12 protein-coding genes and 3 rRNA genes are annotated in these 18,585 nt (G+C 64.9%); all 15 read left to right on the forward strand.

All coding sequences use genetic code 11. The features are described from left to right. Positions 1-49: ribosomal RNA gene (locus OXU32_16800) — 16S ribosomal RNA — on the forward strand; the annotation flags it as partial. Between the two features lie 270 nt (positions 50-319). Next, positions 320-3,308 (forward strand): 23S ribosomal RNA (locus tag OXU32_16805). A 175-nt stretch (positions 3,309-3,483) separates the two neighbouring features. After that, positions 3,484-3,600, forward strand: a 5S ribosomal RNA gene (gene rrf, locus OXU32_16810). A gap of 63 nt (positions 3,601-3,663) precedes the next feature. Then, the gene (gene era / locus OXU32_16815; protein MDE0075616.1) at positions 3,664-4,581 is read left to right on the forward strand and encodes a GTPase Era; all 918 of its coding nucleotides are present in this window, start codon (positions 3,664-3,666) and stop codon (positions 4,579-4,581) included. Continuing rightward, the gene (locus OXU32_16820; protein ID MDE0075617.1) at positions 4,541-5,596 is read left to right on the forward strand and encodes a PorV/PorQ family protein; all 1,056 of its coding nucleotides are present in this window, start codon (positions 4,541-4,543) and stop codon (positions 5,594-5,596) included. The genes era and OXU32_16820 overlap by 41 nt, the downstream gene beginning before the upstream one ends. Then, positions 5,596-6,612, forward strand: coding sequence for a hypothetical protein (locus OXU32_16825; GenBank protein ID MDE0075618.1), 1,017 nt, complete (start codon positions 5,596-5,598; stop codon positions 6,610-6,612). Before OXU32_16820 ends, OXU32_16825 begins: the two co-directional genes overlap by 1 nt. A 109-nt stretch (positions 6,613-6,721) precedes the next feature. Continuing rightward, positions 6,722-7,186: a zinc-ribbon domain-containing protein gene (locus OXU32_16830; GenBank protein ID MDE0075619.1), complete on the forward strand. Its 465-nt coding sequence runs from the start codon at positions 6,722-6,724 to the stop codon at positions 7,184-7,186. 44 nt (positions 7,187-7,230) lie between these two features. Next, positions 7,231-8,341 (forward strand): peptide chain release factor 2 gene (gene prfB / locus OXU32_16835; protein MDE0075620.1). Its coding sequence is split into 2 segments (ribosomal slippage): positions 7,231-7,299 and positions 7,301-8,341, totalling 1,110 coding nucleotides; the frame shifts between segments, so codons are not numbered across the junction. A 24-nt stretch (positions 8,342-8,365) separates the two neighbouring features. Next, the gene (gene lysS / locus OXU32_16840) at positions 8,366-9,934 is read left to right on the forward strand and encodes a lysine--tRNA ligase (GenBank protein ID MDE0075621.1); all 1,569 of its coding nucleotides are present in this window, start codon (positions 8,366-8,368) and stop codon (positions 9,932-9,934) included. A 16-nt stretch (positions 9,935-9,950) separates the two neighbouring features. Beyond that, a complete protein-coding gene (locus OXU32_16845) occupies positions 9,951-11,198 on the forward strand; it encodes an ABC transporter permease (protein ID MDE0075622.1) in 1,248 nt (415 codons plus the stop codon). After that, positions 11,191-11,961, forward strand: a complete 771-nt coding sequence (locus OXU32_16850) for an ABC transporter ATP-binding protein (GenBank protein MDE0075623.1) — start codon at positions 11,191-11,193, stop codon at positions 11,959-11,961. Before OXU32_16845 ends, OXU32_16850 begins: the two co-directional genes overlap by 8 nt. After that, on the forward strand, positions 11,958-12,476 hold the full coding sequence (locus OXU32_16855; protein ID MDE0075624.1) for a UvrB/UvrC motif-containing protein: 519 nt from the start codon (positions 11,958-11,960) through the stop codon (positions 12,474-12,476). Before OXU32_16850 ends, OXU32_16855 begins: the two co-directional genes overlap by 4 nt. Positions 12,477-12,483: 7 nt before the next feature. Then, a complete protein-coding gene (locus tag OXU32_16860; GenBank protein ID MDE0075625.1) occupies positions 12,484-13,620 on the forward strand; it encodes a protein arginine kinase in 1,137 nt (378 codons plus the stop codon). Positions 13,621-13,643: 23 nt separating this feature from the next. Further along, positions 13,644-16,112: an ATP-dependent Clp protease ATP-binding subunit gene (locus OXU32_16865; protein ID MDE0075626.1), complete on the forward strand. Its 2,469-nt coding sequence runs from the start codon at positions 13,644-13,646 to the stop codon at positions 16,110-16,112. Next, positions 16,109-18,535, forward strand: coding sequence for an outer membrane protein assembly factor BamA (gene bamA, locus OXU32_16870; GenBank protein ID MDE0075627.1), 2,427 nt, complete (start codon positions 16,109-16,111; stop codon positions 18,533-18,535). Before OXU32_16865 ends, bamA begins: the two co-directional genes overlap by 4 nt. Positions 18,536-18,585 lie beyond the last annotated feature (50 nt).

Genomic DNA, 18,585 nt, shown 5'->3' on the forward strand with positions numbered 1-18,585 from the left:
GTCGTAACAAGGTAGCCGTAGGGGAACCTGCGGCTGGATCACCTCCTTTCTGGAGACGCCGAGTAAGTTGGCCGCACGCGGCCGACCGAAAAGCTCTCGAGAGTCTACCCGCCTGCTTCCTCGAAACCCTGATTGCAATACAGCAAACGCGGCCCGCCTTTCGGTCGGTGCCGCTGCTTCTTGACAACATGGGTTTGTGAGAGAAGGTCTTGGGCACCTCGTATGGCAGCAAATGCACACGAGGAAGTCCGGGGCTTTGGGTGAAACGCGCATCGTTTTTTTGTGCATGTTTCTTGATGCGAGACCAACGATTTGTGCTGGTCAAGTGAAGAAGCGCACACGGGGGATGCCTTGGCACGAGTCGGCGATGAAGGACGTGGCAAGCTGCGATAAGCCTCGGGGAGCTGCAAGCAAGCATCGATCCGGGGATGTCCGAATGGGGAAACCTGGCGGGGGAAACCCCGTCGCTCGTTGAGAGCGCCAACCCGGGGAACTGAAACATCTAAGTACCCGGAGGAAAAGAAATCAAAAGAGATTCCCGGAGTAGCGGCGAGCGAAATGGGAAGAGCCCAAACCGGCGGAGTTTAACTTCTGCCGGGGTTGCGGGGCTCCAGCAATGTGTTGCCGGAAAGCATAGCAGAACGCGCCTGGAACGGCGGACCAGAGAGGGTGACAGTCCTGTACGCGAAATGCGAGTAAGGTGGCCGCTGGAGTACCCAAGTAGGCCGGGACACGAGGAATCCCGGTTGAATCTGGGGGGACCATCCTCCAAGGCTAAATACGAACTCGTGACCGATAGTGAAGAGTACCGTGAGGGAAAGGTGAAAAGAACGCCTGGCGGCGAGTGAAATAGAATCTGAAACCGTGTGCGTACAAGCGGTCGGAGCCCGCATCCCCGTCTTCGGACGAGGGAGGGGGTGACGGCGTGCCTTTTGGATTATGATCCGGCGAGTTGCTCCTCACGTGCGAGGTTAAGGTCTTCTGGACCGAAGCCGAAGCGAAAGCGAGTCTGAAATGGGCGTCAGAGTACGTGGGGGCAGACCCGAAACCGAGCGATCTATCCATGGCCAGGGTGAAGCCGGGGTAATGCCTGGTGGAGGCCCGAACCGTTGTAGGTTGAAAACTGCTCGGATGAGCTGTGGATAGGGGTGAAAGGCCAATCAAGCTCGGAGATAGCTGGTTCTCCCCGAAATATATTTAGGTATAGCCTCAGGGGTTATCTCCAGGGGGTAGAGCACTGCATGGGTAAGGGGCCTTACCAGGCTACCGATCCCAAGTAAACTCCGAATACCTGCGAGAGGGATCCTGGGAGTCAGTGGACGGGCGATAATGTCCGTTCGCGAGAGGGAAAGAGCCCAGATCGTCAGCTAAGGTCCCCAAGTACAAGCTAAGTGAGAAAGGATGTGGGTTTGCAGAGACAACTAGGAGGTTGGCTTAGAAGCAGCCATTCCTTTAAAGAGTGCGTAATAGCTCACTAGTCAAGTGCATCTGCGCCGATAATGGTCGGGACTCAAGCTTGTCACCGAAGCTACGAATGGATCAGATCCTTCGCGAGAAGGATCGAACATGGTAGGGGAGCGTTCCCTGGGCGCTGAAGCCTTCCCGGAAGGGTCAAGGTGGAGCGCAGGGAAGTGAGTATGCCGGAATGAGTACGCGAGAAACAGGGTGAGAATCCCTGTCACCGAAAGCCTAAGGTTTCCGGAGCCAGGTTCATCCGCTCCGGGTTAGTCGGTACCTAAGCCGAGGCCGAAAGGCGTAGGCGATGGACAACAGGTTAATATTCCTGTACCGTGCGTAGAGCGTTTGACCTCAAGGGGGGACGCGGAAGTGAAAGGACCGTCGGGTGGTGGAATTCCGATGCAAGGTGGTAGGCGTTTCCGGGGGAGAAAAGACCCGGATAGCCGAGCGCCGATGCCGAAGGGGACCTCGGTCCCCGCCAAGGGTCCGTAATCATACCGCCAGGAAAAGCCTCGTGAGGGAGTTCTGGGCGCGACCGTACCGTAAACGGACACACGTAGGCGAGGCGAGGAGCCTAAGGTGCGCGAGTGATCCGCGGAGAAGGAACTCGGCAAAATGTCCCCGTAACTTCGGGAGAAGGGGAGCCCGTGGTAGGTGAAGCATGGTTGCGTGCGGAGCCGAAGCGGGCCGCAGAGAATCGGTCCAAGCGACTGTTTAGTAAAAACACAGGTGTCTGCAAAGTCGTATAGACGACGTATAGGCACTGACGCCTGCCCGGTGCCGGAAGGTTAAAGGGATGGGTCAGGGTCCTTCGGGACTCGAAGCTCCTAACTGAAGCCCCGGTAAACGGCGGCCGTAACTATAACGGTCCTAAGGTAGCGAAATTCCTTGTCGGGTAAGTTCCGACCTGCACGAATGGCGTAACGACTTGGGCACTGTCTCCTCCGCGAGCTCGGCGAAATTGGAGTATCGGTGAGGATACCGATTACCCGCGACAGGACAAAAAGACCCCGTGCACCTTTACTACAACCTGCTATTGGGTCTTGGCATTGCATGTGTAGGATAGGTGGGAGGCTGAGAACCATCTTCGCCAGGAGATGGGGAGCCATTGGTGAAATACCACCCTTACACTGTCGAGGCTCTAACCCAGGGGAGTGAATCCTCCTCGGGGACAGTTGCAGGCGGGTAGTTTGACTGGGGCGGTCGCCTCCCAAAAGGTAACGGAGGCGCGCAAAGGTTCCCTCAGCGCGGTCGGCAATCGCGCGAAGAGTGCAAAGGCATAAGGGAGCTTGACTGCGAGACCGACGGGTCGAGCAGGAACGAAAGTTGGCCTTAGTGATCCGGCGGTTCCGAATGGAAGGGCCGTCGCTCAACGGATAAAAGGTACGCCGGGGATAACAGGCTTATCGCCCCCGAGAGTTCACATCGACGGGGCGGTTTGGCACCTCGATGTCGGCTTATCGCATCCTGGGGCCGGAGAAGGTCCCAAGGGTCGGGCTGTTCGCCCGTTAAAGCGGTACATGAGCTGGGTTTAGAACGTCGTGAGACAGTTCGGTCTGTATCCGTCGTGGGCGTTGGAGTGTTGCGAGGATCTGTCCCTAGTACGAGAGGACCGGGATGGACTGACCTCTCGTGTACCGGTTGTCCCGCCAGGGGCATCGCCGGGTAGCGACGTCGGGAAGGGATAACCGCTGAAAGCATCTAAGTGGGAAGCCCACCTCAAGATGAGCACTCCCAGGGCGTGAAGCCCTCGGAAGGGCCGTGCGAGACGAGCACGTTGATAGGCGGCAGGTGGAAGCATGGCGACATGTGCAGCCGAGCCGTACTAAGTGCCCGAGAGGCTTGACCAGCATGACTCGCATCAAACTGAACTCCCGTGATGGGGAGTTCACTGGAAGGATCCGGCACCCGCGTGGCGGGATGTGCCGGAAACGCGTCGAACCATCGAACATTGCGCCTCCCGGTCAGTGGGAGGCCAACCCCGGACGCCCGGGACCTTCTCTCATCAACCCATGGACTCTTGTTGCTGGTGACCAGAGCGCGGGGGAAACACCCGTTCCCATCCCGAACACGGCCGTTAAGCCCCGCTGCGCGGATGGTACTGCCGGGGCGACCTGGTGGGAGAGTACGTCGTCGCCAGCTTCTTTCAGCAACCCCCCGGAGCGTACCTCCGGGGGGTTCTTTTTCACTCCTGGACACTCCCTGATGAACGACACCCGGGCCGGCACCGTGACGCTCGCGGGTCCTCCCAACGTCGGCAAATCGACGCTGCTCAACGCCCTTGTGGGCGAAGAGCTGAGCATCGTCACGCCCAGGCCACAGACTACCTGGCAACAGGTGGCCGGGATCTACTCGGGCTCGGCGCATCAGATCATCTTCATCGACACCCCGGGCCTGTTTGCCGCGCGCGACCTGTTTCACAGGGGCATGGTGGAAACCGCATACCGGGCGATCGAGGACGCGGATGTCGTGCTGGCGGTGCTGGACGCGGTCGCGTTATCCAGGCGCGGCCGGTGGGGCGTGCCGCGCGCTCTGCTGGAGCGGGCGCCGGCCCGGCAGATGGCGACGCTGAACAAGATCGACGCGATTTCGGGAAAGGCGGTCGAAGCGCTGGTGCTGGAAGCGGAGCGGGAACTTCGTGCCCGGGTCTTCCCGATCTCGGCGCTCGACGGCACCGGCGTAAAGGAGCTGCGCGAGGTCCTGCAGGCCGAGCTGCCGCGGTCGCCCTTCCTGTTCCCAACTGATTTCATCGCCTCCGAGCCGGTACGCTTCTTCGTAGCGGAACTGGTTCGCGAGAGTGTGTTCGAGTTGTACCAACAGGAGATACCGTATTCCGTCTCTTGCCGGCTCGAGCAGTTCCGCGAAGACGACGATCCCGTCTATATTCAGGCCATCCTGTACGTGGAGAGGTCGTCTCAGAAGGGGATTCTGATCGGAGACGGCGGGCGCGCGATCCGCAGACTCGGTTCTCGAGCCCGGACCAAAATCGAACGTTTCGTCGACCGGCGGGTGTACCTTGACCTGCGGGTGAAGGTGCTGGCCGGATGGCGGCGCAAGCGTGGACACCTTCGGAGATTGGGCTTTGCCGTTCCCCGCGATCACGAGACGCAGCGGCCTCGCTAGTCCTCGTTCGTTCGTCCTGTGGCTGCTGCTCGCGGGGTTCTGGCCTGCGCCGGCGACCACACAGGACGGGGAGTTGGCGGCGGCGGCCGACGCCTCCGCCATCTTCGCGCGCAGAATGCCATCCACGGAGGGGGCTCTCTTTCTGATCCTTCCGGTGGGCGCCCAGGGCATCGCGATGGGGCGGGCGATGACCGCGCTGCCGTCCCAGGAGAGCGCGTTCTGGAATCCGGCCGGGCTCGCCCACGTCCGCGATCGCCGGTTCTTCCTGTATCGGGGCGATCAGCTCGCGGGCAGAGCGACCGCCTTCTCCTTTCTCATGGGCCGGGAATCGGTGGGCACGCTGGGAATCTCCTACCAGGAGTTGGACGTCGGGGATCAGCAGATGACCGGCATCGGGGGCGAGGTGCTCGGTTCACTGAGCGTACGCGGCTACCAGGCGGTCGTGTCGTTCGCGACCGAGTTGGTCGACCGGGTGAGCGTGGGGACCAACTTCAAGATGGTGCAGTTCCGCATCGGTTGCCGCGGGCAGTGCCTGGACCAGGGTGTGACCGCGACCACCTACGCGGTGGACGCCGGCGTCCAGGCGACCTTCTCGGACGCTGTGCCGCTCCGGCTCGGGCTGATGATCGCGCACCTGGGCCCGGACCTTCAGGTCGTCAACGCCGAACAGGCGGATCCGCTGCCGGCGCGGGCGCGCCTGGCGGCCGCATACGACATTCTGGACCACTTCGACGAGCAGCCGGCGTTCGATCTTCGGTTCACGGCGGAACTGGAGGAGCGGTGGCGCCATCCGGGGTCGCCCTCGGTGCATGTCGGCACCGAAGTCGCCACCACCGGAAGCGAGACCCTGTCCGTCCGCCTGGGCTACGCCTGGCGCGACGGAGAGGGCGAGGCGGCACTCGGGCTGGGTCTTCGCGTCGGCCGTTTCGATCTGGGCGTTGCCCGGTCCCTCACCCGGACGTCGCTCGCAACCGGTTCCGAGCCCGTGCACGTGAGCCTGGGCGTGGTCTTCTGATGACCCCCACGGGGCCGGCGGAGGTCATCCGGTCCGCGCGCCGCCGGGTTGCGTGGCCGGCGCTCGTGTTTCTGGTGGTCGCTCCCTCGGGCCTTGCGGGTCAGAGCCCCATCGAGGTGCAGCGGTCGTCTTCCCCGGTCTGGGACGCGGTGCTGGCAGGCTCGCTACCCGGCTGGCCTCCCGACGGAGCGCAGAGTGCGGCGACACATGCTCTTCCCTGGACGGCCAGCCGCGTCCGCGCCGCCGTCGGCCCCGCAGCATCCCGTCTGCTCGGGGATGACGCCGTCCTGACAGGGCAAGTCGTCCCGGAGACGATCTCCCCGACTCGAGCCCTCCTCTACTCGGGTGTGCTTCCGGGATGGGGACAGCGACGCCTGGACAGGGGCCGCTGGTGGGGGTTTCTGGCCGTGGAAGTCGTCGGATGGGGCCTGCTGTTCGACAGGCAGCGAACGGGGCACGACTTCCGCACCCGCTACCGCGACCTCGCGTGGTTCGTCGCGCGGCGCGGAACGCTGGGGGAACGCATGGACGGAGACTTCGAGTACTACGAGGCGCTCGGCAAGTACCGCGCTTCGGGAGCCTTCGACGCGGACCCCTACATGGGCGGCGTTCAACCGGAAACCGACACCACCACCTTCAACGGCGCCATCTGGTCGCTGGCCAACGAGATCTTTCTGGTGTCCGGAGAGCAGGGGCCGTTCGGCCCGGGTTCGCCGGAGTACGAACACGCCATGGAATACTACGCCAGCCGGAGCATCGGCCCGGAGTTCCATTGGGACTGGAACGGTGACGATGTCAGTCGCGCGGAATACGACAGATTGATCCAGAGAAGCGACGCTGCGCTGCGCCAGGTCACGACCGTCGTCGGCGTCATCCTGGCGAATCACCTGGCCGCCGCCTTCGACGCCTTCATCACGGCTCGGCTGCGCACCGTGGACTCCACGGCCGAGTTCCGCCTGGTCGTGGTACCGGAGGCGCACGGTCGGTGGTGGGTGGGCGGACAACTGCTTCCGTGATGCATCCGAAGCGTGCGGTGCCGCCCATTCGGCGGATGCATGGCGCGCGTGCCGAGCTGAGCCTAGTCTGTTGCGAGATGTCGCCGCTTGAGCCCGGAGGTGGCCTCCCTTGACATCCCATGCCGTATTCACCGTCCAATGCCCCGCCTGTTCGGCACGGTATCCGGTTGATCCGGGCAAGGTGCCGGCGGGAGGCGTCCGGGCCCGCTGTGGCAAGTGCGCGAACATCTTCCCGGTGGACCTGCCCGGTGCGCGCACGCGCGGGAGGACGGCGCCCGCCGTGCCTTCGGGCAAGTCGCGGGACAACGAGGCGCCGAGACCCTTCGCCGTAACCGATGCCGCAGACCGCGCCGCGCGCCTTGCACGGGTGCTCGTCTCCGACATGATCCGGTACCATCGGGATCGGTACGATCGCGCGCTCGAGCGAGGGACGCTCCGGGAGGACTTCGCCGAAGAGGTTCGACGTTCGTGGTCGGAATACGTCCGGCGGGTGGGAGAGGACCTCGCCCACGACAGTCGTTATTTTCAGGACGAACTCAACTCGACTCTGGCCTGCGGAGAGGAACTCTTCTGAGAGCGGGGACGCTCTCCGAGCCGGGCAGTTCAACGATCGGATCCATGCACAACGAAGCCATCGAACGCTTGCGTGACCTCGAAGCCAGGATCTCCGAACTTCGGAGGTATCTTTGACATCGACGCACGGGAACGGAAACTGGATGAACTGGAGCAGGCGCGTTCCAGCGAGAGGTTCTGGGCCAATCCGGAGGAGGCGCGGAGGCTCATCGCCGATGCCAATCGGCTGAAGAACTGGGTGGCGCCGTGGCGTGAGCTTGCAGCCACCGCGGAAGAGCTGAGCGAGTGGGTGGAGGTGCTGGCCGCGGAGGAAGACGAGGAGATCGAGGCCGAGTGGGCGTCCAACGTCGAGTCGCTGGCCGGAGACGTGAGCGGCCTCGAACTCCGGACCATGCTTCAGGGGGAGGACGATCACCGCGGGGCGCTTCTCACAGTCCATCCCGGAGCGGGCGGCCTGGAGTCCCAGGATTGGGCCGAGATGCTCCTGCGCATGTATACCCGCTGGGCTGAGCGGCGCGGATGCAGCCTCAAGGTGCTCGACCTCCAGCCCGCCGAGGAGGCCGGCATCAAGAGCGCCGCGCTCGAAATCGAAGGCGACCATGCCTACGGGTATCTGAAGGCGGAGAACGGCGTACACCGCCTGGTGCGCATTTCACCCTTCGATTCCCAGTCGCGGCGGCACACCTCGTTCGCCAGCGTCTTCGTGTATCCGGTGGTCGACGATGAGATCGAGGTCGACATCGACGAAGCCGACCTGCGCGTGGACACCTTCCGTGCATCCGGGGCAGGGGGTCAGCACGTGAACAAGACGGATTCCGCCATCCGCATCACGCACCTGCCTACCGGCATCGTGGTGTCGTGCCAGCAGGAGCGCTCACAGCACAAGAACCGGGCGACGGCCATGAAGATGTTGCGGGCCGCGCTCCACCGGAGGGCGATGGAGGAGCGCGAGCGGGAACGCGAGGCGCTGGAAGCCACGAAGTCCGACAACGCCTGGGCCAACCAGATCCGCTCGTACGTGTTCCAACCCTATACGATGGTCAACGACCACCGGACGAGCGTAAAGGTCGGGGACGTCCAGAAGGTGATGGACGGAAGGATCGATCCCTTCATCGAAGCCTACCTGAAACAGTTCGGAGCGGCCGGGGTCGGATAACCGGTCTTTCCACCCGGACCCGCAATGACGCAATCCACCAGAGCCAGGCCCGACCGCGCGCACTCCCCGGTCAGCGACCTCGAGCGGAGCATGCGCTCCCGCAGGGAAAAGCTGGAGCGCCTGCGAGAACGCGGGATCGAGGCGTTCGACTACGGCTACGCACGTACCCACAGGGCTCGGGACGCCGCAGCGGCCTTCGAGGCCGCGGAAGCGGCGGGAACGCTGTCGGAGCGGGGGCAGGGGGCGGATGTGCGCGTCGGCGGCCGCATGATCGCCTTTCGGAGTCACGGGAAGAGCGCGTTCGCCGATCTGGAAGACGGATCGGGACGCATTCAGGTGTACTTCCGCAGGAACCAGGTGGGAGAGCAGGCGTTCGAGGATCTCGATCTCCTCGATCTGGGCGACTGGATCGGCGCGCGCGGCCGGCTCTTCCGGACGCGCATGGGCGAAGTGACGGTGCAGGTTGCCGACTGGACGCTGCTGACCAAGGCCCTGAGGCCGCTGCCGCTGGGGAAGACCGAGGTGGACGCCGCGACCGGAAAGCGGGTTACGCACAGCGGCTTCGCCGATACGGAAGCCCGCTACCGCCAGCGCTACGCCGACCTGGCGGTCAACCCCGAGGTTCGCGAGGTCTTCCGCGCGCGGTCTCGCGTCGTGGCCACGGCACGCAGCGTCCTGGACGCCCACGGCTTCCTGGAGGTGGAGACGCCGGTGCTCCAGCCCCTCTACGGCGGGGCCACGGCCCGTCCTTTCGTGACCCACCACCACGCGCTCGACAGCCGCCTCTACCTGCGCATCGCGGACGAACTCTACCTGAAGCGGCTGATCGTGGGGGGCTTCGAACGTGTGTACGAAGTCTCCAAGGACTTTCGCAACGAGGGCCTGAGCCGGTTTCACAATCCCGAGTTCACCATGCTCGAGTTCTACCAGGCCTTCGCGGACTATCACGACATGATGGATCTGGTGGAGGAGCTCGTTTCGAAGATCGCGGCGTCGGTCGCGGGGGCGCGCACCGTCACCTACCAGGGGGAACGCATCTCGCTGGCTCCGCCCTTCAAGCGCATCCGGCTCGTCGAAGCCCTGGGCGAGGCATTGGGCGACGACCCCCTGGAGCTGGAGGACGACAAACTGCGGGCCCGCGCCAGGGCGCTTCGCCTGCCGGACATCGAGAAGGCGGGGCGGGGCAAGCTGATCGACAAGCTCTTCGACGTGCTGGTGCAGAAGGACCTGCGTTCGCCGACCTTCGTCCTGGATCATCCACGGGAACTCTCCCCGCTGGCCAAGGCCAAGCGCGGTGACGCACGTCTCACGGAGCGCTTCGAGCTGTTCGTGCTGGGCACCGAGATCGCCAACGCGTTCTCGGAACTCAACGATCCCCTCGACCAGCGGGCGCGCTTCGATGACCAGGCCCGCCTGGCGGCTGGTGGAGACGAAGAAGCCCACCGGGTCGACGAGGACTATATCCGCGCGCTCGAATACGGGATGCCGCCCACCGGCGGCGTCGGCGTCGGCATCGACCGCCTCACGATGCTGCTGACCGACCAGCCGTCCATTCGGGACGTGATTCTCTTCCCCATCCTGAGGCCCGAATGAGCGGAGGAGAAGAGGGTTGAGGCGTCTGGACTGGTACATCGCGCGGCGATACCTGGCGGCGCGCAAGCGGGGACGCTTCCTGTCTCTCATCACCTGGATCGCGCTCGGCGGCGTGACCCTCGGGGTCATGGCGCTGGTGATCGTGATCTCGGTCATGAACGGGATGCAGGAGGAGCTGCGGGCGAAGATCCTCGGGTCCAACCCCCATGTGCTCGTGCTGCAGACGGGCACCTCGCTGCGCATGGACGGCTGGGAGCAGGTGCTCGAGCGTGTGCGCACCGTCGATGCCGTCGTGGGAGCCGCTCCCTTCGTGGTCACCAGCGTCGGCATCCAGCGCGCCGGGTACGCACAGACGGCCGACCTCTACGGGGTCCTGCCGGAGCCGGAAGGCGTGCCCGTCACCGACTTCGAGCGCGATCTGCAGGACGGCGTCTATTCTCTCGGGCCCACCGGGTCGGGATACCCTCCGGTGCTGGTGGGGAGTCTGCTGGCGCAGCGCATGCAGCTCTTCAAGGGCGACACGCTGGTGCTGGTGTCGCTCGAGAACGTCAACGAGAGTCCCTTCGGCGGCCTGTACCCCACGGTTCGCCAGTTCGAGATGGCGGGGTCGTTCACGACCGGCATGTACGAGTACGACCTGCGCAACATCTACACGACGCTCGCGGCGGCCCAGGACCTGCTCGGCATCGCGGGGGAAAACCAGGTCGGCGGCATCGCCGTGCGGGTGGAGGATCTGTGGGAAGCCGATGCCGCGGGCCGGGAAATCCGCGCCGCGGTCGGGCCGGGCCATTTCATCGAGAGCTGGATGACGACCAACCGGTCGTTCTTCTCCGCCCTCAAGCTCGAGGAACTGGCGATGGGAGTCATCCTCGGCCTGATCATCGTGGTGGCTGCCTTCAACGTCGTGAGCACGCTGGTCATGGTCGTGGTGGACCGGACCCGGGAGATCGGGATCCTCAAGTCCATGGGCATGACCGACCGCGCGATTCTGCGCGTCTTCCGGCTGCAGGGGCTCTGGATCGGCATGATCGGGACTTCGCTGGGAGTGGCACTGGGCCTGGTGATGGCCTGGGCGCTCGACCGCTACCAGTTCATCTCGATTCCGGCCGATCTCTACTACCTGGATCATCTGCCCGTGGCGGTGGACCTGCTGGACGTCGCGACCATCATCGTGGTGAGCATGGGCATCACCTTCCTGGCCACCCTCTATCCGGCGTCCCGCGCGGCCGGTCTCCGGCCCGTGGAGGCGATTCGCCATGAATGAGGAGGGCCGGTCCACAGGCCCGGCGCCCGGCAATGGAGCGGCCCCGGATCCTCACGGGGTCCACGACCCCGTCCTGCTACCCCTCCAGGCCCGTTCGCTGGTGCGCACGTTCGTGGGGGGCAACGGAAGTGAACTCCGTGTTCTGCGGGGGGTAGACCTGCGAGTTCGCGTGGGCGAGGCGGTCTCGGTCACCGGCGCGAGCGGCGCGGGCAAGAGCACGCTGCTCCACCTGCTGGGAGCGCTCGACCGGCCGACATCGGGGGAAGTCCTCGTCGACGGGACGCCGTTGTCCGGGCTGGACGACGAGACCATCTGCAGGATCCGAAACCATCACGTGGGTTTCGTGTTTCAGTTCCACCACCTGCTGCGCGACTTCACCGCACTCGAGAACGTGATGATGCCCCGACTCATTGCCGGCCGGACCCGACCGGACGCCGAGGATCGCGCGCGCCGCCTCCTCGATTCGGTCGGCCTCGGCGAACGTCTCGAGCACAGGCCCCGGCAGCTCTCGGGGGGAGAGCAGCAGCGGGTCGCCGTGGCCCGGGCGCTCGCCAACGACCCGGTGGTGCTTCTGGCGGACGAACCCAGCGGCAACCTCGATCGCCGGACCAGCGACCAGCTGCACGATCTTCTCTTCCGGCTGAAGGACGACCACGACCTTGCCATGGTGCTGGTAACCCACAACGCCGCGCTGGCCGCGCGCGCGGACCGTGTCCTGCAACTGGACAACGGCATACTGGGAGCGGGAGACGGAAACCCGTGAGCGAAGATCCCCGGGTATGCAGCGAGTGCGGCGCGGCGGAGGCCGTGGTTCATCTGACTCAGATCGTGGACGACGTGGCCAGCGTGCTGCACCTGTGCGAGAAGTGCGCCGCTTCCCGCGGGGTCAACCAGCCCTCGCCGCCCGCACACTCTCCGCTTACCGACTTTCTGTCGCAGATGACCGGCCCGGAGGAGGGCGCGGAGGCCGGAGAGGAAGACAGGACCTGTACCTTCTGCAGCCTTTCGTTTGCGGGGTTCCGGGAGAACGGACGCCTGGGGTGTCCACACTGCTACACCACGTTCGACTTCTACCTGAAGAATCTGCTGAGGCGCATTCACGGGGGCGTGCAGCACGTGGGCAAGGTGTATCTGCCTCCGGATCCCACCGTCTCCGAGCGCGAGCAGCGCCTTGAGGGCCTGCGCCGAAAACTCCGCTACGCCATCAGCACGGAGGATTTCGAGCGGGCGGCGCAGTTGAGAGACCAGATTCGTTCCCTCGAGCCCGTGACCCGGTAGGGAACCGATGGATCACCTGTCCACGATCTTCGATCGGGGTCTCGGGTGGCTCGACGCGAGCGGTCCGGACTCGGATATCGTCCTCTCCACCCGCGTCCGCCTCGCCCGCAACCTGCAGGGGTACGCGTTCGGCCCGCAGTCACGGGTCAACGATCGCCGGGCCGTGCTGGCGCGCGTGCGGCGAACGGCGGAGAAGGTCGACCTGCTCGCCGAGGCGAGCGTCCATCCGCTTGCCGAACTGGACGGCGGTACCCGGCGCATTCTTCTGGAACGGCGGCTCATCTCCCAGGACCTGCTTGGCGAGAAGTCGGACTCCGACCTTCCGCGGCGTGCGGCCGCAGTGGTGCTCTCGGCCAGCGATCCGGTGAGCGTGATGGTGAACGAGGAAGACCACCTGCGCCTGCAGGTGCTGGTCTCCGGCCTCGCGCTGGAAGGGGCGTGGGGCATGGTGGACGGGCTGGACGAGGATCTGGGCCGGGAGCTCCCCTACGCCTACGACCACGAGCTCGGGTATCTCACCAGTTGCCCCACGAATGTCGGCACCGGGCTGCGGGCCTCGGTTCTCATCCATCTGCCGGGGCTCGTGCTTACCAAGGAGATCGGACGCGTACTTCAGGGGTTGAGCCAGGTCGGGCTGACGTTTCGCGGACTCTACGGAGAGGGTTCCGAGGTGGTCGGCAACTTCTTCCAGGTTTCGAACCAGACCACGCTGGGCAAGACCGAGGAGGACCTGGTCGACCATCTCGACCGCATCGTGCGCCAGGTCATCGAATACGAGCGGCGGGCACGCCGCGTACTGATTCGTGACGCATATCAAGTCACAGAAGATAAGATATGGCGCGCCTACGGGTTACTGCGCTATGCCCGATCTCTTACTTTCGAGGAAATGATGAACCTCCTGTCGGGGGTTCGCCTCGGCGCGGCGCTGAAACTTCTCCCTGGACTCCGTGTATACTCGCTCAACAAGATCATGATCTTCACGCAGTCCGCCCACCTGGAGGATGCAGCAGGGCGGAAGCTTCCTCCCGGCGAGCGCGACGCGCACCGAGCCACCTATGTGCGCCGCATCTTGGCTACCGAGGGTGTGGTGATTCCGGACACGGAACCTCCGGAGAGCAGTTCGGGCTCCGGCCGCGACTCCTGACGACCCGCGGGCACAAAAGGCAGATGAACTACAATTTCACGGATCGGGTTCGCAAGGTGCTCGCGATGGCCAGGGACGAGGCCATCAGGCTGCAACACGACTATGTGGGCACCGAGCATGTGCTGCTCGGCCTGATCCGTGAGCGGGAGGGGGTGGCCGCCACTGTGCTGATGAACCTGGGCGCGGATCTGAGCCAGGTTCACCAACGGGTGGAAGAGGCCGTTCGCAAGGGCAAGGCGACCATCGCCCTGGGTGAATTGCCCTATACCTCGCGCGCGAAGAAGGTGCTTGAGTTCGCGCTGGCGGAAGCCCGCGAACTCAACCACTCCTACGTCGGCACGGAGCATCTGCTGCTCGGACTCCTGCGGGAGGAGAAGGGCATCGCCGCGCAGGTGCTGAACTCGATGAACGTGCGGCTGGACAGGGCGCGCGCGGAGTGCCTGCGGGTGCTTGGCTCCGAGATGAGTTCGGATGTCGGCGGGGGACAGGCGGTGCCGGCGGGTGGCAAGCCGGACAAGAAGTCCAAGACTCCCGCGCTCGACCATTTCTGCCGCGACCTCACAAACCTGGCCCGTGGCGGCAAGCTCGATCCGACCATCGGCCGCCGCGTCGAGATCGAGCGGATCGTGGAGATTCTCTGCCGGCGCAAGAAGAACAACCCGGTGCTGATCGGCGAACCGGGTGTCGGGAAGACGGCCATCGTCGAAGGACTGGCTCAGATCATCGCGGCGGGGGAGATCACCGAAGCGCTCAAGGACCATCGGCTGCTGGCGCTGGACATGGCCGCGGTCATCGCCGGGACCAAGTATCGGGGCCAGTTCGAGGAGCGCCTGAAAGCGGTCATGAACGAGATCTCCCAGGGCGGCAACGTCATCCTGTTCATCGACGAGCTGCATACCCTGGTGGGCGCCGGGGCAGCCGAGGGCGCCATCGACGCGTCCAACATGTTCAAGCCGGCGCTCGCTCGCGGAGAACTCCAGTGCATCGGCGCTTCGACGCTGAACGAGTATCGCAAGTACATCGAGAAGGACGGTGCCCTGGAGCGCCGTTTCCAGCCCGTGATCGTGGACCAGCCGACCCTTCCCGAAACCGTGGACATCCTCAAGGGCCTGCGCGGCCACTACGAGGACCACCACAGGGTGAACCTGCCGGACGACTCGCTGGCGGCGGCGGCGAAGCTCTCCGACCGCTACATCACCGACCGGTTCCTGCCCGACAAGGCCATCGACGTCATCGACGAAGCCGGGTCTCGGGCGCGCATCGCCAGCCAGGTGCCGTCGCCGGAGGTCGAGGAACTGAAGGAGGAGCTCGCAGGGCTGGCGGGGCAGAAGGAACTGGCGATCCGCAATCAGGATTTCGAGCGGGCGGCGGAGCTGAGGGACGAAGAGCGCGAGCTGCAGCGGCGCATTCGCGAGCGCCAGAAGGAGTGGCAGGAAGCGCGCAGGCATCATCGCCCGGAGGTGACCGCCGACGACGTCGCCTTCATCGTCAGCCGCTGGACGGGGATCCCCGTCACCCGGATGAAGCAGGCCGAGACCCGGCGGCTCATCAACATGGAAGATGAACTGCACAAGCGGGTGGTCGGTCAGGACCCCGCGATTCAGGCGATTTCGCGCGCCATCCGGCGCAGCCGCGCCGGGCTCAAGGATCCGCGGCGGCCGATCGGGTCGTTCATCTTCTCGGGCCCGACCGGGGTGGGGAAGACCGAGCTGGCCCGCGCGCTGGCCGAGTTCATGTTCGCCGACCGGGATGCGCTGATTCGCGTGGACATGAGCGAGTACATGGAGCGGTTCTCGGTTTCGCGTCTTATCGGCGCGCCGCCGGGGTACGTGGGCTACCACGAATCCGGCGCCCTCACCAAGGCGGTACGGCGCCGGCCGTATTCCGTGGTCCTTCTGGACGAAATCGAGAAGGCGCACCCCGACGTCTTCAACATCCTGCTGCAGGTGCTGGATGAAGGACACCTCACGGACAACTACGGCAGGACCATCGATTTCAAGAACACCGTCATCGTGATGACCTGCAATCTCGGGGCGCGGGACATCTCCAAGGGCGGCACCCTGGGGTTCCACGAAGAGGATGCCCGCTCCGGCTACGAACTCATGCGCGGCAAGGTGCAGGCGGCGATCGATCGCACCTTCAACCCGGAGTTCCTCAACCGCGTCGACGACACGATCGTCTTCCACGCGCTGAGCCGGGAGGATATCGGGCAGATCGTGCACATCCTGCTCCAGGAGATCCACGAGCGCCTGGACGAGGAGAGCCTGACCCTCACCCTCAGCGACGCGGCGGTCGGTTTCCTCGCGGAGCAGGGCTACAGCGAGAAATTCGGCGCGCGGCCGCTCCGGCGCGCGATCCAGCGCTACCTGGAGGATCCGCTCTCGGAGATGATCCTCACGGCGGAATTCGGCGCCGGGGACGAGATCCAGGCCGACCTCAACGAGGCGGGGGACGGTCTTTCCCTGGGGGCCACGTCCGCGACCAAGACGTGAACGGACGCGCCGGCGCACCTGCTTCCGTGCGCATCGGAAGGTTTGCGGCGACGCTCGTCGGCGCCTGCCTCCTGCCCGCTTTCCTGACGGCGCAGCAGGCGGATCCGGCGGCGGGCACCTTCGTCGATTCCATCACCGTGGAAGGCAACGTGCGCCTGACCGACGAGGAGATTCTCGCGGTTCTGACCCTGCAGCCGCGCACCACGATTTCCTTCCGCGACATCCAGGAGGCCCTCAAGGCGCTCTGGAATACCGGCCAATACCGGGACTTTACGATCAGCGCCGCGGGAGGCCAGGGCGAACCGGTGCTGCTGGTGCTCGACGTCGAAGAGCAGGACATCATGGACGTCGTCGACATCGTGGGACTGGAGCGGTTGAGCCAGGGATCCGTCAGGGACACCGCCGACCTCCGCACCGGCGAGCCCTATTCGCCACAGAAACTCGCGGTCGCGCGCGACTTCATCCGCAACGAACTCGCCGACGACGGCATCCCCTTCGCGCGCATCGACGAGCGGGTGGATGAGGTCCCCGACAAGCCGGGACACGTGCGCCTGACTCTCGAAGTGACCGAGGGCCAGCGCGTCACCATCGCCGAGGTCGAATTCGAGGGCAACGAAAACCTGGCCTCCGACCAGCTTCGCGGAGCTCTCGACACCAAGCCGGAGGCGTTCTGGTGGTTCCGTCAGGGCTCATACCAGGAAAGCACGCTCGAGGAGGATCTGTTCGCCCACCTGCCCGAGCTGTACCGCTCGCAGGGCTATCTCGACTTCGAGGTTCTGGGGGACACCTTGGTCATCGACCCCGAAACGGGGAAATCGCGGCTCGAGGTTTCGGTCGACGAGGGTCCCCGCTACCGGGTGCGCGACTTCGTGGTGGAGGGGAACAGCCGTTTCCCGACCGATCAGATCGAGCAGTTCTATCAGCCGGAACAGGGAGGACTGCTCAGCAGCTTCGGAATCGGCGGCGATGACGAGCAGGACCCCGTGTTCGACGCCAGCGCCTTCGACGCGGCCGCGACGGCTGTGGGAACGCTCTACCGCAACAACGGATACCTGGGGGCCAGCGTCGAGCCGTTCTACGAGTTCGACGAGACGAACGGCGACGGCGACCCTACCCTCATGGTGGGCTGGCGCATTCAGGAAGGCCCTCCCGCGTATATCCGGCGGGTCGAGGTGGAGGGCAACGACTACACCCACGAGCGCGTCATCCGCGACCAGCTGTTTACGCTGCCCGGAGACATCTACTCCGAAGAGCGGCTGATCCAGAGCTATCAGGCGGTCTCCGCCCTCGGGTACTTCGAGACCCCGATGGAGCTCCCCAGTCTCCAGCCGGCCGACGACGGAAGCGGCAACGTGGACATCGTGTACCGGGTCGCGGAGCGGCAGACCGGCACCGTGAACTTCGGCACCGCGATGGGTGGGGGCTACGGGCTTTCCGGGTTCCTGGGGTACGACCAGCCCAACCTCTTCGGGCAGGCCAAGGCTGGAAGCGTGCGCTGGGACTTCGGGCGTTACATCAACAATTTCACCCTGTCGTACACCGACCCGTCGCTCAGGCGCTCGCGCGTGAGCGGCACGATATCCGCGTTCTACACGCGCGACCGGTTCTTCCAGTTCACCACCGGCCAGCGCCGCCTGCAGGGCGGTTCTCTCCGCTTCGGGCTCCCGATGCCCGGTTCTCTGCGTACCAGACTGTTTCTGGGATACTCGCTGTCGCGCACCAAGTACGAGCTGTTCTCGAGGTCCGACGACCGCTCCCTGTTCGGCAGGGATCCCGGCATTCTGAGTACGCTCTCCGTAAGCCTCCAGCGGCAGACCCTCAACCACAATCTCTTCCCCACCCAGGGATCGAGGCAGGTGGTGTCCGCGGAGATGAACGGGGGCATCCTGGGCGGGGACGGCGACTTCATGAAGTACGGGGTCGAGGGAACCTGGTTCACCCCGGTGGGGCAGATCGGGAGCGGTGCGCGTCCGATCCGGACGACCCTCGGGCTCAGTGTCCGCGCGGGGGCGATCATCGGCAACGCGGACCGCTTTCCCTTCGACCGGTACTGGATGGGTGGGGTTCAGTTCGGTGAAAGGCTGCGCGGGTACGACGAGACCACCATCACCCCGGCCGGTTTCTTCGACCGCGGATCCGGGTCGGGGATCCTGGAAGGCGAGAGGCTCGGGAACGCGTTCCTGTCGATGACCGTGGAGTACGCGATCCGGTTCAACGACAACCTTTCGCTCGGGTTCTTCTACGACGCCGGCAACGTCTGGGTGAGCGCGGCCGAATTCACGCCCACGCGCCTGTTCCGGGGGGCGGGCGTCGGCGCTCAGCTGGTCACGCCCTTCGGGCCGCTGGGCCTCGACTATGCATACGGTTTCGACAAGACCAATCCGGGATGGCAGCTCCATTTCAGGATGGGACCGGGCTTCTGATCCCGGAAGCGATCCGTCGTACCACGGGGGACTTGCGGTTGCGCGGCCAT

This window comes from Gammaproteobacteria bacterium, assembly GCA_028819075.1.
In the GTDB taxonomy this organism is placed as follows: Bacteria; Gemmatimonadota; Gemmatimonadetes; order Longimicrobiales; family Gaopeijiaceae; genus BD2-11.

What these genes read in the sequence shown, in the direction of transcription:
- OXU32_16860 (MDE0075625.1), top strand. Translation starts at nt 12,484, where the DNA reads ATGGATCACCTGTCCACGATCTTCGATCGGGGTCTCGGGTGGCTCGAC.
- OXU32_16865 (MDE0075626.1), top strand. Translation starts at nt 13,644, where the DNA reads ATGAACTACAATTTCACGGATCGGGTTCGCAAGGTGCTCGCGATGGCC.
- era (MDE0075616.1), top strand. Translation starts at nt 3,664, where the DNA reads ATGAACGACACCCGGGCCGGCACCGTGACGCTCGCGGGTCCTCCCAAC.
- lysS (MDE0075621.1), top strand. Translation starts at nt 8,366, where the DNA reads ATGACGCAATCCACCAGAGCCAGGCCCGACCGCGCGCACTCCCCGGTC.
- OXU32_16850 (MDE0075623.1), top strand. Translation starts at nt 11,191, where the DNA reads ATGAATGAGGAGGGCCGGTCCACAGGCCCGGCGCCCGGCAATGGAGCG.
- OXU32_16825 (MDE0075618.1), top strand. Translation starts at nt 5,596, where the DNA reads ATGACCCCCACGGGGCCGGCGGAGGTCATCCGGTCCGCGCGCCGCCGG.